This window comes from Aeromonas sp. SrichE-2G (assembly GCF_017939565.1).
GTDB lineage: Bacteria > Pseudomonadota > Gammaproteobacteria > Enterobacterales > Aeromonadaceae > Aeromonas > Aeromonas taiwanensis.
This window is the reverse complement of record NZ_JAGKRG010000003.1, coordinates 122,216-137,734: the sequence shown is the minus strand read 5'-3', so window position 1 is coordinate 137,734 and position 15,519 is coordinate 122,216. Positions and strand designations below refer to the sequence as shown.

At 65.4% G+C, this 15,519-nt stretch carries 14 protein-coding genes; 5 read left to right on the top strand and 9 right to left on the bottom strand.

Features of this window, described 5'->3' with window-relative positions:
- The first annotated feature begins 32 nt into the window (after positions 1 to 32).
- The 3 genes from J9885_RS01670 (at position 33) to J9885_RS01660 (ending at position 3,638) form a co-directional block, all read left to right on the top strand.
- A complete protein-coding gene (locus J9885_RS01670; protein ID WP_210547889.1) occupies positions 33 to 1,268 on the top strand; it encodes an argininosuccinate synthase in 1,236 nt (411 codons plus the stop codon).
- Between the two features lie 202 nt (positions 1,269 to 1,470).
- Positions 1,471 to 2,853, top strand: coding sequence for an argininosuccinate lyase (gene argH, locus J9885_RS01665; protein WP_210547888.1), 1,383 nt, complete (start codon positions 1,471 to 1,473; stop codon positions 2,851 to 2,853).
- A 146-nt stretch (positions 2,854 to 2,999) separates the two neighbouring features.
- A complete protein-coding gene (locus tag J9885_RS01660) occupies positions 3,000 to 3,638 on the top strand; it encodes an FMN-binding negative transcriptional regulator (RefSeq protein WP_210547887.1) in 639 nt (212 codons plus the stop codon).
- A gap of 82 nt (positions 3,639 to 3,720) precedes the next feature.
- Here the strand turns inward: J9885_RS01660 and J9885_RS01655 are convergent, their stop codons facing one another.
- From J9885_RS01655 to J9885_RS01615, 9 genes are all read right to left on the bottom strand, one after another.
- On the bottom strand, positions 3,721 to 3,933 hold the full coding sequence (locus J9885_RS01655; protein WP_210547886.1) for a hypothetical protein: 213 nt from the start codon (positions 3,931 to 3,933) through the stop codon (positions 3,721 to 3,723).
- Between the two features lie 96 nt (positions 3,934 to 4,029).
- Positions 4,030 to 4,371, bottom strand: a complete 342-nt coding sequence (locus J9885_RS01650; RefSeq protein WP_210547939.1) for a DUF1294 domain-containing protein — start codon at positions 4,369 to 4,371, stop codon at positions 4,030 to 4,032.
- The gene (locus J9885_RS01645; RefSeq protein WP_210547885.1) at positions 4,368 to 4,955 is read right to left on the bottom strand and encodes a sugar O-acetyltransferase; all 588 of its coding nucleotides are present in this window, start codon (positions 4,953 to 4,955) and stop codon (positions 4,368 to 4,370) included. Before J9885_RS01645 ends, J9885_RS01650 begins: the two co-directional genes overlap by 4 nt.
- Before the next feature lie 86 nt (positions 4,956 to 5,041).
- The gene (locus tag J9885_RS01640) at positions 5,042 to 6,304 is read right to left on the bottom strand and encodes an MgtC/SapB family protein (protein WP_210547884.1); all 1,263 of its coding nucleotides are present in this window, start codon (positions 6,302 to 6,304) and stop codon (positions 5,042 to 5,044) included.
- A 216-nt stretch (positions 6,305 to 6,520) separates the two neighbouring features.
- Positions 6,521 to 7,357, bottom strand: a complete 837-nt coding sequence (locus tag J9885_RS01635; RefSeq protein ID WP_210547883.1) for a transporter substrate-binding domain-containing protein — start codon at positions 7,355 to 7,357, stop codon at positions 6,521 to 6,523.
- Positions 7,354 to 8,115: an amino acid ABC transporter ATP-binding protein gene (locus J9885_RS01630; protein WP_246876768.1), complete on the bottom strand. Its 762-nt coding sequence runs from the start codon at positions 8,113 to 8,115 to the stop codon at positions 7,354 to 7,356. The genes J9885_RS01635 and J9885_RS01630 overlap by 4 nt, the downstream gene beginning before the upstream one ends.
- Entirely contained in the window at positions 8,112 to 8,774 is a 663-nt protein-coding gene (locus J9885_RS01625; protein ID WP_210547882.1) for an amino acid ABC transporter permease, read from the bottom strand. The genes J9885_RS01630 and J9885_RS01625 overlap by 4 nt, the downstream gene beginning before the upstream one ends.
- A gap of 200 nt (positions 8,775 to 8,974) precedes the next feature.
- Positions 8,975 to 9,640 (bottom strand): amino acid ABC transporter permease, encoded by a 666-nt coding sequence (locus J9885_RS01620; protein WP_210547881.1) that lies wholly within the window; start codon positions 9,638 to 9,640, stop codon positions 8,975 to 8,977.
- Positions 9,637 to 10,848 (bottom strand): threonine synthase, encoded by a 1,212-nt coding sequence (locus J9885_RS01615; RefSeq protein WP_210547880.1) that lies wholly within the window; start codon positions 10,846 to 10,848, stop codon positions 9,637 to 9,639. The genes J9885_RS01620 and J9885_RS01615 overlap by 4 nt, the downstream gene beginning before the upstream one ends.
- A 222-nt stretch (positions 10,849 to 11,070) precedes the next feature.
- On the opposite strand from J9885_RS01615, the gene J9885_RS01610 reads away from it, so the two are divergent.
- Both J9885_RS01610 and J9885_RS01605 read left to right on the top strand, forming a co-directional pair.
- The gene (locus tag J9885_RS01610) at positions 11,071 to 13,218 is read left to right on the top strand and encodes a prolyl oligopeptidase family serine peptidase (protein ID WP_210547879.1); all 2,148 of its coding nucleotides are present in this window, start codon (positions 11,071 to 11,073) and stop codon (positions 13,216 to 13,218) included.
- Positions 13,219 to 13,360: 142 nt separating this feature from the next.
- Positions 13,361 to 15,514: an AsmA family protein gene (locus tag J9885_RS01605; protein ID WP_210547878.1), complete on the top strand. Its 2,154-nt coding sequence runs from the start codon at positions 13,361 to 13,363 to the stop codon at positions 15,512 to 15,514.
- Positions 15,515 to 15,519 lie beyond the last annotated feature (5 nt).

The window sequence follows — 15,519 nt, the reverse complement described above, 5'->3', positions numbered from 1 at the left end:
ACCTTTTATCGAATCATCACGGAGAGAAGTAAATGAGCGGAATCAACAAGATCGTACTGGCTTACTCGGGCGGACTGGATACCTCGGCCATCATTCCCTGGCTGAAGGAGCACTATGACGCAGAGATCATCGCCTTCGTCGCCGATGTGGGCCAGGAGCGTGACGATCTGGAAGGGATCGAGCAGAAGGCCATCGCCTCCGGCGCGGTCAAGTGCATCGTCAAGGATCTGCGGGAAGAGTTCGTCAAGGAGTACGTCTACCCGACCCTGAAGACCGGCGCCGTCTATGAAGGCACCTACCTGCTGGGGACCTCCATGGCCCGTCCGGTGATCGCCAAGGCGATGGTCGAGGCGGCGCTGGCGGAAGGGGCTGATGCCATCTCCCACGGTTGCACCGGCAAGGGCAACGACCAGGTGCGGTTCGAAGGCGCGGTGGCCGCCCTGGCTCCCCAGCTGAAAGTCATCGCTCCCTGGCGGATCTGGGACATGCGTTCCCGGGAAGATCTGCTGGCCTATCTGGAAGCCCGCAACATCCCCTGCAAGGCGACCCTGAAGAAGATCTACAGCCGCGACGCCAACGCCTGGCACATTTCCACCGAGGGTGGCGAGCTGGAGAGCACCTGGAACGAACCGTCCGAAGCCGTGTGGCAGTGGACCGTTTCCGCGGAGCAGGCACCGAACGAGCCGGAATACGTTAAGCTGACCGTGGCCCAGGGCGAAGTGGTCGCCGTGGATGACCAGCCGCTCAGCCCGCACCAGATCCTGACCACCCTGAACGAGCGTGCCGGCAAGCACGGCGTGGGTCGGGTCGACATCACCGAGAACCGGATGGTGGGCATGAAGTCCCGTGGCTGCTACGAGACCCCGGGTGGTACCGTGATGGTCGCCGCACTGCGCGCCGTGGAAGAGCTGGTGCTGGACAGACCGACCCGCGCCTGGCGCGAGAAGCTGGGTGCCGAGTTCTCCCACCTGGTCTATGACGGTCGCTGGTTTACCCCGCTGTGCAAGGCCATCGTCGCCTCCGCCAACGCCATTGCCGAGGACCTGGACGGCGAAGTGATCCTGAAGATGTACAAGGGTCAGGTCACCGCGGTGCAGAAGAAGTCGCCGAACAGCCTCTATTCCGAAGACTTCGCCACCTTCGGCGCCGACGAGGTGTACGACCAGAGCCACGCTGAAGGCTTCATCCGTCTCTACACCCTGGCCAGCCGGATCCGCGCCATGAAGGAGCAGCACCAGGCCATCGGTGGCGATCATACCCACGGTTAAGCAAGCGCGATCACCCGTTGATTCGAGGGGGCATGGCCCCCTCTTTTACAGGCAGAGAGCCCCTCTGCCATCCTCATCGGGTGTGACAAGAGCGGCTGCGCCTCGGCCGCTTCTGTGAGATAACAGGCTCGCAGGAAAACAAGGCAAGATTTCAAGCTCGACGGCGCAAGACGCCGCCGACAACGCATTCAAGGAGAGCAGTATGGCACTTTGGGGTGGACGCTTCAGTCAGGGAGCCGATAGCCGGTTCAAGCAGTTCAACGATTCCCTGCGGTTCGATTACCGTCTGGCGGAGCAGGATATACAGGGCTCCATGGCCTGGGCCCGCGCCCTGGTCAAGGTGGGTGTGTTGACCGCCGGCGAACAGGCGCAGCTGCAACAGGCGATGGAGGTGCTGCTCGCCTCCGTGCAGCAGGATCCCCAGCAGATCCTGAGCTCGGACGCCGAAGACATCCACTCCTGGGTCGAAGGGAAGCTTATCGACGCCGTCGGCGCGCTCGGCAAGAAGCTGCACACCGGCCGTTCGCGCAACGATCAGGTCGCCACCGACCTCAAACTCTGGTGCAAGGCCCAGGGTGAGCTGCTGGCCACCTCCATCACCGCCCTGCAACAGGGGCTGGTCGCCTCCGCCCGCGCCAATCAGGCCGCGGTACTGCCGGGCTACACCCATTTGCAGCGGGCCCAGCCGGTCACCTACGCCCACTGGGCGCTGGCCTATGTGGAGATGCTGGAGCGGGATCACTCCCGGCTGCAGGATGCCCTCAAGCGCCTCGACACCAGCCCGCTCGGCTGCGGCGCCCTGGCGGGCACCGCCTACGCCATCGACCGCGAAGCCTTGGCGCTGGACATGGGCTTTGCCGGCGCCACCCGCAACAGCCTGGATTCGGTCTCCGATCGGGATCACGTGGTGGAGCTGATGCACGTGGCGTCGCTGTCCATGGCGCACCTGTCGCGGTTTGCCGAAGATCTTATCTTCTACAACACCGGGGAGGCGGGCTTTGTGGAGCTCTCCGACGCGGTGACCTCAGGTTCCTCCCTGATGCCCCAGAAGAAAAACCCGGACGCGCTGGAGCTCATTCGCGGCAAGACCGGCCGGGTGGTCGGCGCCCAGATGGGCATGCTGATGAGCCTCAAGGCGCTGCCCCTGGCCTACAACAAGGACATGCAGGAAGACAAGGAGGGGCTGTTTGACGCCCTGGATACCTGGCACGATTGTCTCGACATGGCGGCCCTGGTGCTGATCGATCTGAAGGTCAATGGCGAGCGCACCAAGACCGCCGCCCAGGGCGGCTATGCCAACGCCACCGAGCTGGCGGACTACCTGGTGGCCAAGGGCATTCCGTTCCGCGAGGCGCACCACATCGTCGGCGAGACCGTGGTCTACGCGATCGGCGTGAAGAAACCCCTGGAGGAGCTCTCCCTCCCCGAGTTCCAGCGCTTCAGCCCCGTGGTGGGGGAGGATGTCTACCCGAATCTGGAGCTGGAAGCGACCCTGGCCAAGCGGGTCGCCAAGGGCGGCGTCGCCCGCGAGCAGATAGAGGCAGCCCTCACCGCCGCCGAGGCCTGGCTGGCCAAGCGCGGCTGAGGTCGGCATGGATGACAAGAGAGGGCCCAGGCCCTCTCTTTTATTTTGTGTTGTCTGCTCGTCAGTCTCCCCGTAACGGGTGAAAATGGGCCTATCACGGGGCGCCTGGACGCCCCCTCACGTCGTCCTCAGGACAAGGAGTTCGCATGTACCTGCCACCCCATTTCGCCGTCACCGACCCCGAGGCGCAGCATCAGCTGATCCGGGCCCATCCCCTGGGGGCCCTGATCACCCATGGCAAGTCGGGGCTCGATGCCAACCATCTGCCATTTGAGTTCGATGCCGGGGAGGGGGCCCACGGGGTTCTGCGCGCCCACGTGGCCCGCAACAACCCGCTCTGGCAGGAGGTGAAAGACGGCGACGAGGTGCTGGTGATCTTCAGGGCCGCCGACGGCTATGTCTCACCGAACTGGTACCCGAGCAAGCAGGCGCACCACAAGCAGGTGCCGACCTGGAACTATGCGGTGGTGCACGCCCACGGCCGTATCCGGGTGCGGGACGATGCACGCTTCGTGCGCCGCCTGCTCGCCACCCTGACCCGCACCCAGGAGGCTGCCGAGCCGACACCCTGGAAGATGGCGGACGCGCCGCGAGACTATCTGGAGGCCATGGTGGCGGCCGTGGTGGGCATCGAAATCGAGATCGACCGTCTGGTGGGCAAGTTCAAGCTGAGCCAGAACAAGGAGGAGGCCGACCGGCAGGGGGCCATCGACGGGGTGCGTGGGCGGGGTGGGGAGGCGCTGGCGAGCGCCATGGCGGGAGCCGGGCTGCCTCCGACGACATGAATCCCGGGAGCGGCGCAGGGGCAGCCCAACAGAAACGGCAACCCGGGTTGCCGTCTCGTTTGCCGCACCGCCGGGCTCTGTCTCACAGATCCCGGAAGGGTTTGCGCTTCTCTTCCTCGATCATGATGGCCTCCAGATTGGTGACCCGCTCCTGCAACTCCTTGATGATCATATCCTGCTTGCCGAGACGGTCCGTGATGCGGGCATCCCCCATCTGGTAGCGGGCACGCTTGCCGAGATAGCCGAAAAACACGCTGATAAAGACGATCAGGACGATACCTGTCCACATGGTCATGGGTGACTCCTTGTCTGTGCCTGAACGGGAGAGATCAGCTCCCTAACTTCCGTTGTCTCATACCCGGCCATGGGCGGCAATGCCCGCCTTGGTGGTTCAGAACCCCTGCCAGAGCGGGCGGCCGAGCCAGAGCCCGAGCAGCAGTAATTGCCCCCAGACGATGGCCCAGAACCGCAGGCGGTAGCTCCCTTTCTGGGTCTTGTGGCGCAGCCACTGACGGGCCACCAGGGCGCCGGGCCAGCCGCCGCACAGCTCCAGCAGGTGCAGACGCGCCTCGGGCACGCGCCAGCCGCCACGGATGGCCTGGCGCTTGTCCCAGGAGTAGGCGGCCAGGGTCAGCAGGCTCATCAGCAGGATCAGGGCCAGCGGCCACCAGTTCGCATCGTGCACTCCGAGCCAGCCGGCCCACCCCAGGGGCAGCAGGGCCAGCACCATCATGACAGCCACTCCGGATCCCGGGGCTCGTCCGAATTTAACGTGCGGATCACGCGAGCCGGGTTGCCGACAGCGACGGAGTCTGCCGGTATGTCGCGGGTCACCACGGCCCCGGCGCCTATGATGGTGCGCGGCCCTATGGTGACGCCGGGGCAGATGATGGCGCCGCCGCCGATCCAGCAGTCATCGCAGATGCGTACCGGCTTGTTGTAGGCGGTCCAGTTGCGGCGCTCCCGGTGATCCAGGCTGTGGGTGGCGGTGTAGATCTGCACGTTGGGGGCCAGCAGCACATGGCTGCCGATGTGCACTTCGCCCACGTCGAGAATGGTGACGTTGAAGTTGAAGAAGGTCTTCTCGCCGAGGTGGATGTTGCGGCCAAATTCGCAGGTGAAGGGGGTGCTGATCCAGCACGAGTCCGGGCAGTGGCCGAACAGCTCGGCGCAGAGGCGCTGGCGCAGGGGGTGATCGCCGGACGGGGAGGCATTGAGCTCGGCCAGCAGCGCCTGGCCGCGGATCCTGTCGTTCGCGATCTCCTCGGTCTGGGTGAGGGGGCCACCCGCCAGAATCTTGTCCCAATCGCTTGCCATTGCTACCTCCTCATGCTGCAAGAGGAGGCAGTATACGTGACAAGGGGGAGGGGCGTCAGTCCGCCATCCCGGGGAGGTGATCCTCGTCATCCCGTTGGCCAGACCAGGGGCAGGATCAGCAGGACGGAGAGGAGGTAGGGCAGCAGCACCCGCAGCCCCAGCCTGCGTCCACCGATCACCAGTGCCAGCATCCCCTTGACCAGGGAGTTGACCAGGCCGGCGAGCAGTATGCCCCTGGCCGCCACCTCCAGAGCCAGCTCCTTCTGGGCGAGCTGGGAGAGGGAGAGGGTGATGGCGTCCACGTCCGTGATGCCGGAGACCAGTGCCAGCAGATAGACCCCGGAGTTGCCCACCTTGCTCTGCAGCAGGGTAGCCATGAAGCCGATGAGGGCCAGCAGCAGGCCGAACTTGATGGCGGTGGCGAGATCGAGCGGGTTGCGGGTTTCTGGCTGCACCGGGTTGTCGGCGAGCTCTTCCCGCTGGCGCCAGAACCAGAAGGCGAAGCCATAGACGATGGCCGCCAGCAGCAGCAGGGGGACGGCTAGGCGCATCGCCAGCTCGCTATGGATCAGCAGCACCAGCATCAGCAGCCGCAGCCACATGGTGGCTCCCGCCAGCAGGATGCCGGTGGCGAGCAGCCGCTCCAGCCCGCCCTGCTCCTTGTTGAGGCGGGCAAACTGCAGGGTGAGAGCGGTGGAGGAGGCGAGCCCCGCCAGCATGCTGGTGAGCACCAGTCCGGCACGGGTGCCGAGCAGCCTCACCGCGAAGTGGCCACAGAACGAGATCCCCGCGATGATCACCACCATGAGCCAGATCTTGAAGGGGTTGAAGGCGTCGAGGGGGCCCATCTCCGCATCGGGCAGCACGGGGAGCAGCACCAGGGAGATGAGCAGAAAACGCAGGGTGGCGTGAAATTCCGTCTCGCTCAGAAACAGCATGCCCTGCTGGATCTTGCCCTTGAGCCCCATCAAGAGCGCCGCCAGCACGGCGCAGGCCACTGCCTCGCTCGGGCTCTGCAACACCGACATCAACCCCAGCAAATAGGTGAGCACCATGGCCACCGAGCTGGTGAGGCCGAACTCCCCCTGCCAGCGCTGGGCCAGCCAGACCGAGAGGCCGCAGCCTGCCACCACCGCCAGCAGGCCAAGCAGAGGCAGCCAGGAGCCCAGGGTCGGGAGCAGCAGGGCGCAGACCCCGCCGAGCAGGCCGATAAGACCGTAGGTCCGCATCCCGGCGATGCGCTGGTTGTCCCCCAGCTGGCGCACCTGCCAGCCCCGCTCCAGCCCGATGATGAGACCGATGGCCAGGGACACCAGGGCGCCGTAGACGGGCTCCGCCTCTATCCACATGGGTTTCTCCTCCCATTGCCGTTTCTGTGAGGATGGCACAGACAGACCCTGGGCAGGGGGAGCTGGCTCACAGAGCGGGCGACCCGTCGGCCCCTCGTCTGGCAAACAAAAAAAGGCGCCACCCGGAGGGGACGCCTGAAAGGTCAAACTTTGCGGTTTACGGACCAACGGAACCAAAGATCACTCACACTCAGCACTTCTTCGGGACGGCAGGGATCAACCCTGCCACTTGCCTCCTTCCACTATCACGTCGTTGGGATTTGTGTCGGCGCTTAAGCGATCGCGCACATATTGGTCGTAGAGTTTCAGCAGGTACTGCTCTTCCCCCAGCTTGGCGAGACGGTCGTTGACCCAGTCACGCAGCTCGATATTGCCTTTCTTCACCGCCGGCGCGATGGGGTCTTCCGAGCCCAGCTTCTCGGGCAGCACCCGGTAGCCCGGATTCTCCTTGGCCCAACTGAACAGGACCAGGTTGTCCTGGGCATAGGCATCGCCACGGCCCTGGGCCAGGGCCTGCAGGGATTCGGAGTTCTTCTCGAACTTGAGTACCTTCCAGTCCGGGTGGTTGCGGGTCAGCCAGATGTCGGCCGTGGTGCCGGTAGTGACGATCAGGGTCTTGTCCGCGAGATCGTCCAGCCCCTTGGCGGCGCTCTTCTCCGGCACCAGCACCTGCACCGCGACCTTGAGGTTGGGGTTGGTGAAGTCCACCACCTGGCGCCGCTCCGGCGTCACCGTCATGTTGGCGAGGATGAGATCCACCTTGTCGCTCTGCAGGAAGGGGATGCGGCTGGCGGGCTCGACCGCCACGAACTCGACCTTGTTCTCGTCCCCCAGCAGATCCTTGGCGAAACGGCGACCGAGGTCGGTGTCAAAACCGACGTAGTTGCCCTTCTCGTCCACATAGCCGAAGGGGGGCTTGTCGGTGAAGACGCCGACGATGAGCTTGTCACGTTCCTTGATCTTGGCGAGGGAACCGTCCGCCGCCTGGGCGGCGCCGCTGGCGAGGCCCAGGCCGATCAGGGCGCTAAACAGAACCGAGGTGATTTTTTTCATGCTGACTCCTTTCGTTTGATGACAGTTGTATAAGAAAACTTGGCGAGGAACTGGCGGGCACGCTGGCTGCGCGGGTGCTCGAAAAATGGCCGGGGCGCGGCCTGCTCCAGGATGTGGCCGCCCTCCATGAAGACGATGCGATCGGCCACCGCCTGGGCGAAGGCCAGCTCGTGGGTGACGATGAGCAGGGTCATGCCGCTGCCAGCGAGATCGCGGATCACCTCCAGCACCTCCTGCACCATCTCGGGGTCGAGGGCTGCGGTCACCTCGTCAAACAGCATTACCTGGGGGTTCATGCACAGGGCCCGCACGATGGCGATGCGCTGCTGCTGGCCGCCGGAGAGCTGGCGCGGATAGTCGTGGCGCCGCTCCCACAGGCCGATGCGGGTCAGCAGCTGTTCCGCCTGCAGCAGGGCCTCGGCCCGCTCCCGCTTCTGGACTTGCAAAGGGCCGAGCAGCACGTTCTCCAGCACCGTCAGGTTGGGGAAGAGGTGATAGCTCTGGAATACCATGCCGATGCGCTGGCGCAGCCGCTGCCAGTCGGTGCTGGCATCCAGCGGCTCCCCATCGAAGCGAATGTCGCCCCCCTGAATGGGTTCGAGCCCGTTGAGGGTGCGCAGCAATGTGCTCTTGCCGCAGCCGCTCGGCCCCAGGATGACGATCACTTCCCCGGCGTTCACCGTGAGGCTGACCTCGTCCAGTACCCGGTGTTGGCCGAATTGTTTGCTGACAGCATTGAGCTCAAGCAGAGGTGTCATACCGCATTACCCCATTGTTGCTCCAGCCGGCGCGAGGCGAGCGAGAGCGGATAACAGACCAGAAAAAAGAACAGGAACAGCAGGCCGTAGATAAGCAGCGAGCCATAGGTGCGCTCGATGATCTGCTGGCCCACCTTGATCACCTCCACCACCCCGATCAGCACCGCCAGCGAGCTGGTCTTGATGATGCGGGTGTAGATGTTGATGGTCGGCGGCGTCAGCCGTTGCAGCGCCTGGGGCAGCAGCACGTGGCGATAGAGCTGCCAGCGGGAGAGCCCGAGCGCCAGGCCGGCCTCCTGTTGGCCGCGAGCGAGGGATGTGAGCCCGCCGCGTACCACTTCCCCCACCTCGCTGGCACCCCACAGGGCCAGCACCAGCACGGCGCACCAGAAGGCCGGGATGTCTACGCCAAAGAAGATCGGCAGCCCGAAGAAGAAGAGGTAGAGCCAGACCAGCACGGGTACCACCCGAAACAGCTCCAGATATACCCGCAGCACTCCCCGGGTCAGTTTTCCCCCCTGCTGGGCCAGCACGCCGTAACCGACCCCGCCCAGGGTGGCGAATAGGATGGCGAGCAGCGAGATGGCGAGGGTCTGACCCGCGCCCACCGCCAGCAGCGGCAGCGCCTGTGTCAGCTGCTCAGTGACCAGACTGGCCATAGCGACCCCTCCTTCTTCTGCATAGCTGGCGAGTGACGGTGGCAGCAGGAAGATAAGTGCCCACATCGGGATCCTCGCCTGCATCAGCGATTCAGTGACCGAACTGACCATATTGATCCCTCCTGTCTTCTGCATGGGTGGCGATTGGTGGCAACAGTAAGATAAGTGCCCATATCGAGATCCTCGCCTGCATCAGCGATTCAGTGACCGAACTGACCATGTTGCAGCCTCCTTTCAATGACGCGCAGGGCAAGGGACAGCGGCAGAAAGATCAGCACGCACATCAAGGTCAGCACCGCCAGCATCTCGTAGGTCTTGTAGTAGAGGGCGATGTAGTTCTTGGTGGTGTAGAGCAGCTCGGGCACCGCCACCGCCGAGGCCACCGTGGTCTCTTTGAGCAGAAAGATGAAGTTGGCAAACAGCGCCGGCAGGCTGGCGAGCCAGGCCTGGGGCAGCTGGACGTGGCGCAGCAACTGCCAGCGGGAGAGGCCGATGGCCCGGCCCGCTTCCAGCTGGCTGTTGGGGACAGCCTGAATGCCCGCTCGCAGCGCCTCGGTCAGGTAGCCGCCGCCGAGGAAGGTCATGGCGATCACCGCCGTGGCAAAACCGGAGAGCGACAGGCCGAGTGCCGGCAGCCCGAAGTAGAGAAAGAACAGCTGGATCAAGAGCGGCGTGTTACGGGCCAGCTCCACATAGGCGCGGATCACTCCGTTCAGCCAGGGCGTGTGCAGGCTTTGCAGGGTCACATTGAGCAGCGCCACGACGAGCGAGGTGAGGATCACGATGGCGCCGAGCTGCAAGGTGACCCAGACCGATTGGCCGAACGCCGGCAGGGTGCTGAGAACAAAAGACCAGTCGAAGCTCATGCCGGGATCCTCCCGTCGCGGCGCAGCCGCTGGGGTACGACCGTGATGGCATCCGGGTACTTGATGCCGGCGCCGGTGTTGAGCACCACCACCCGCTCGCCTCCCTGGATCCAGCCCGCTTCCCGCAGCTGACGGGCAGCGGCGAAGGCGGCCGCCCCTTCGGGACAGACGAAGCAGCCCTCCAGGGAGGCGAGCTGGCGGATCTCGCGCTGGATGGCGCTATCGTCCACCGCAACGGCGCAGCCCTCGGTGCGATAGAGGGCGTCCAGCACCAGAAAGTCCCCCAGCGCCTTGGGCACGTTGATGCCGAAGGCCAGGGTCTGGGAGTCGGGCCAGAAGCGCGACTCGCGCTCCCCCTGCTGCCAGGCCTGGACGATGGGCGCGCAGCCGCTCGCCTGCACCGCCACCAGTCGCGGCAGCGGGCCCTGGACCCAGCCCAGCTCCTGCAATTCCCGCAGCGCCTTGTAGATGCCGATGAGGCCGACTCCGCCGCCGGTGGGGTAGAGGATCACGTCCGGCAGGGTCCAGCCGAGCTGCTCGGCGATCTCCAGCCCCATGGTCTTCTTGCCCTCGATGCGATAGGGCTCCTTGAGAGTGGAGGCATCGAACAGCCCCTGCTCGGCCACCGCCTCGGCCACCTGACGACCGGCGTCGCTGATGAGACCGTCCACCAGATAGAGGCGGGCGCCGGCCAGCGAGGTCTCCAGCCTCGTGATGGCGGGGGCCGCCTGGGGCATGACTATGGTGCTGCGCATGCCGGCGCGGGCGCCGTAGAGTGCCCAGGCTGCCCCGGCGTTGCCGTTGGTGGGCATGGCGAAGTGGGAAATGCCGAGCTCCCGGGCGCGGGAGACGCCAACCGCGGCACCGCGGGCCTTGAAGGAGCCGGTGGGGATGACGCTCTCATCCTTCATCCAGAGATCCGGAATGCCTATTTGCTTGCCGAGGCGTGGCAGCGGCAACAGCGGGCTGAAGCCTTCCCCCAGGGTGACCACCTGGGCGGGGTCGCGCACCGGCAGCAGCTCGTGGTAGCGCCACAGGCTGGCGGGGCGGCCCAGCAGGGCGGCCGGATGCCAGGCCTTCTTCAAGGCCTCGAGGTCGTAGCTGGCCAGCAAGGGGGCGCCGACCGGGCTCAGCTGCTGGGGCTGGTCGGCATCCACAACCTCGCCGGTCTTGCTGCAACGCAGATGTGATAGATAGCTGTACGGCATGCGTTATCCTGAATGGCTCACGTTGGCTGGTGTCTTATTCCATCCTGTGACCCAAGGGCCGGATAACAAACAAAATAAAGCGGCAAACTTAAGCGAAAAAATTCATATGAATCCCCATCTGCTCCGGCGTGGCACTGCCCTCTGCCACCGGTCGGGGGGTTGGGCCATACGGCACTCTTTGTTACCCTGCCCGCTTCACCGAAACCGCAGGGAGCCGCCTCGATGCGAGCCATTGTCAGCCTGCTGGCCCTGTCACTGCTCTGTGCGTGCAGTGGCCAGTCAACTCAAGAGGATGCCATGTCAGGGAATACGCGCCTTCACTACCCCGTCACCCGCCAGGGTGAGCAGGTGGATCACTACTTCGGTCAGGCCGTGGCCGACCCCTATCGCTGGCTGGAGGATGATCGCAGCCCCGAGACGGAGGCCTGGGTCAAGGCCCAGAACCGGGTGACTCAGGGTTATCTGGCGCAGATCCCGTATCGCGCCGCCATCAAGGAGAAGCTGGCCGCTTCCTGGAACTACGCCAAGGAGGGAGCGCCGTTTCGCGAGGGGCGCTACCACTACTTCTTCAAGAACGACGGCCTGCAGAACCAGAACGTGCTGTGGCGCCAGCAGGAGGGCAAGCCGGCCGAGGTGTTCCTCGATCCCAATACCCTCAGCCCCGACGGCACCACGGCGCTGGATCAGCTGAGCTTCTCCCGCGATGGCCGCATCCTGGCCTACTCCTTGTCGCTGGCGGGTAGCGACTGGCGCGAGATCCACCTGATGGACGTACAGAGCAAGCAGCCGCTGGAGGCGCCCCTCAAGGACGTGAAATTCAGCGGCATCAGCTGGCTTGGCAACGAGGGCTTCTTCTACTCGAGCTACGACAAGCCCGATGGCAGCGAGCTGTCGGCCAGGACCGATCAGCACAAGGTCTATTTCCACCGGCTCGGCACGGCGCAGGAGGATGACCGGCTGGTGTTTGGCGCCATCCCTGCCCAGCACCATCGCTACGTGGGGGCGACCGTCACCGAGGATGACCGCTTCCTGCTTATCTCGGCGGCGAACTCCACCTCCGGCAACCGCCTCTATGTGAAGGATCTGAGCCAGGAGAACGCGCCGCTGTTGACGGTGCAGGGGGATCTGGATGCGGACGTGAGCCTGGTGGACAACAAGGGCAGCACCCTTTACCTGCTGACCAACCGGGACGCCCCCAACCGCCGGCTGGTGACGGTGGATGCCGCCAACCCGGGGCCGAGCCACTGGCGCGACCTTATCCCCGAGCGTCAGCAGGTGCTGACGGTGCACAGCGGCAGCGGCTATCTGTTCGCCGAGTACATGGTGGATGCCACCGCCCGGGTCGAGCAGTTCGACTACGAGGGCAAGCGGGTGCGCGAGGTGACGCTGCCCGGCCTTGGCAGCGTCAGCGGCTTCAACGGCAAGCACGACGATCCCGCCCTCTACTTCGGTTTCGAGAACTATGCCCAGCCGCCCACTCTCTACCGGTTCGAGCCAAAGAGCGGCGCCATCAGCCTCTATCGCGCCTCGGCGGCGCCGTTCAAGCCTGAGGATTACGTCTCCGAGAAGCGCTTCTACCAGAGCAAGGACGGCACCCGGGTGCCGCTCATCATCAGCTACCGCAAGGGGCTGAAACGCGATGGCAGCAACCCGACCATCCTCTACGGCTACGGCGGTTTCGACGTGAGCCTGACCCCGAGCTTCAGCGTGTCGGTGGCCAACTGGCTGGATCTGGGGGGCGTCTATGCGGTGGCCAACCTGCGCGGGGGCGGCGAGTACGGCCAGGCCTGGCACCTGGCGGGTACCCAGCAGAACAAGCAGAACGTGTTCGACGACTTCATCGCGGCGGCCGAGTACCTCAAGGCCGAGGGCTACACCCGCACCGACCGGCTGGCGATCCGCGGTGGCTCCAACGGCGGTCTGCTGGTGGGGGCCGTGATGACCCAGCGTCCGGACCTGATGCGGGTCGCCCTGCCGGCGGTGGGGGTGCTCGACATGCTGCGCTACCACACTTTCACCGCCGGGGCGGGCTGGGCCTATGACTACGGCACCAGCGCCGACAGCGAGGCCATGTTCGACTACCTGAAGGGCTATTCCCCCCTGCACAACGTCCGGCCCGGGGTCAGCTACCCTTCGACTATGGTGACCACGGCGGATCACGACGATCGGGTGGTGCCGGCCCACTCCTTCAAGTTCGCCGCCACCCTGCAGGCCGACGATGCCGGCCCCCACCCCCAGCTCATCCGCATCGAGACCAATGCCGGGCACGGTGCGGGTACGCCGGTGGCCAAGCTGATCGAGCAGAGTGCGGACATCTATGCCTTCACCCTGTACGAGATGGGCTATCGGCAACTGCCGACCGTCCAGTGACATCAGGGCCCTTCGGGGCCCTTTTTCATGGCCGACCGCGACCATCCCTGTCTCGCCGGATGCCTGTTTTGGGAGAAGGGCCCCATCTGTTATCCCCCCGGTGGTATAGTCAGCCACAAGATCCGCATTCAAGGAGTCCGTCGTGAAGAAGATCATCTATATCCTGCTGGGGTTGGCGCTGGCCGCCGTGGTGGCCATCGCCGCCCTGGTATCCCTCATCGATCCCAATCAGTTCAAACCCCAGCTGGCGGAACAGGTGCGCAAGAGCACCGGCCGCGAGCTGGTGATGGAGGGGGCGATCGGCTGGCGCTTCTGGCCAAGCCTCGGTCTCTCCCTCGAGAAGGTGGCGCTACGCAACCCCGCCGGTTTTGCCGAACCCGATCTGGTGCGCTTCGAGCAGGGTGAGGCCTCGGTGGGCCTGCTGCCGCTGCTCTCCCACCGGCTTGAGATAGGCAAGGTGACCCTGAACGGCGCCCACCTGTTTGTCCAGACCAGAGCCGATGGCAGCTCCAACCTGAGCGACCTGCTCACCGCCTCTGCCGAGCCCAAGGGTGCTGATGCCCAGCCCTCCGGCGAGGGCCAGCCAGCCACAACCGCCCGTGACGAAAAGCCCTGGCAGATCAGCCTGCAAGGCATTGCGCTGGTGGAAGCCAGCGCCCTGGTGCGGGATGACCGCAGCGGTGCCGTCTCCCGGCTCGACCGGTTGGACCTCGATCTGGGGCAGCTGACCCCGGGGGAGTGGGTGCCCGTGACCCTGGCCGCCAAGGGGGCCCAGGGGGATCTGGCCTTTGATCTCAAGGGTCATGCCCAGCTCAAGCTGGCCCGGGAGGCCATCAAGAGCGAGCTCAAGGATCTCGGCCTCAGCGGCAGTCTGAGTGATCCGGCCCAGCGGCTCGACGCCTTCTCCCTCAAGGCCGATCGGCTGGCGCTCGGGGAGTGGAGCAGCCTGACCCTGAGTCTGCAGGGGGCGCAGGGGGCGGCGGCCAAGCCGACCCTGGCCGGTACCCTGGAGGGGACCCTCAAGGCGCGTTTCGATCGGGAGCAACAGCTGCTGGAGGTGTCTGACGCCGTGCTGGCCGCCAAGCTCAGCGGTGATGCCCTGCCGCGCCCGCAGATGCAGCTCAAGCTCGCTGGCTTTGCCCGCGCCGAGCTGGACAAGCAGACCGTCACCCTGAGCAATCTGGTGATGGGGGCTGACGACGCCCTGCTGAGCGGCAACGGGACGGTGCGGCTGGGGGCTGTGCCCAGGGTGGAGTTCGACCTCAAGGGGGAGGCGCTGGATCTCGATGCCTGGCTTGGTCAACCGGCCAAGGACGCCCCGGCTGCTGCGGCCTCGGGGGCTGCTGCACCGGCCGGAACCAAGGCCCAAGTTCCCGCCACCCAGGCACCCTCCACGGTCGAGCCGGATCTGGCCGCCCTCAAACGGATGGATCTGGCCGGCCGGCTGCAACTGGGCAACCTGAAGGCGAAGGGGATGGATCTTCGCGCCGTCGATCTGCAACTGGCGCTGGCGGATGGCCAGCTCACCCTCAAGCAGTTCAGCGCCGGGGTGCTAGGGGGCAAGGTGACGGCAAACGGCGTGCTCGATGCCCGCCAGCAGCCGGCTCGCTATCAGGTCCACAAGCGGGTGCAGGGGGTGGATGTGCGGCCGCTGCTGCAGACCCTGGCCCAGACCGATCTGCTGGAGGGCAAGGGGGATCTGGAGGTGCAGGTGCAGGGTACCGGTCTCTCCGAGCAGGCCCTGCTCAGCCGGATGCAGGGCAAGATCAGCCTGGCCGTGCATGACGGCGCCCTGCACGGCATCAACCTGGCGGAGATGATCCGCGAGGCGCGGGCCACCCTGACCGGCAAGGGGGCGGACCAGGTGAAGGAGGTGCGCAAGACCGACTTCAGCGCCCTCACCGCCAGCTTCCAGGTCGCCGACGGCGTGGCCCGAAGCGACGACATCCAGCTGTTCGCCCCCGCCCTGCGGGTTAAGGGGCAGGGCCAGACCGCCCTGGTGCCGGAGACCCTGGACTTCCTGTTCCTCACCTCCGTGGTGGAGAGCAGCAAGGGGCAGGGGGGCAAGACGGTGGACGAGCTCAAGGACATCACCATACCGGTGCGCATCGGCGGTCACTGGCAGGCACCGAGCTACCGCCTCGACGTGAAGGCGCTGCTCAGCAACAACAAGGTGCTGGAGGAGAAGGCCCGCAAGGAGGCCGAGCGCGGCCTCAAGAAATTGCTGGGCGACAAGGCCGATGACGAGGGGATCAAGGGGGCGGCGGATCAGCTGCTCAAGGGGCTGTTCAAGTAGTCTGC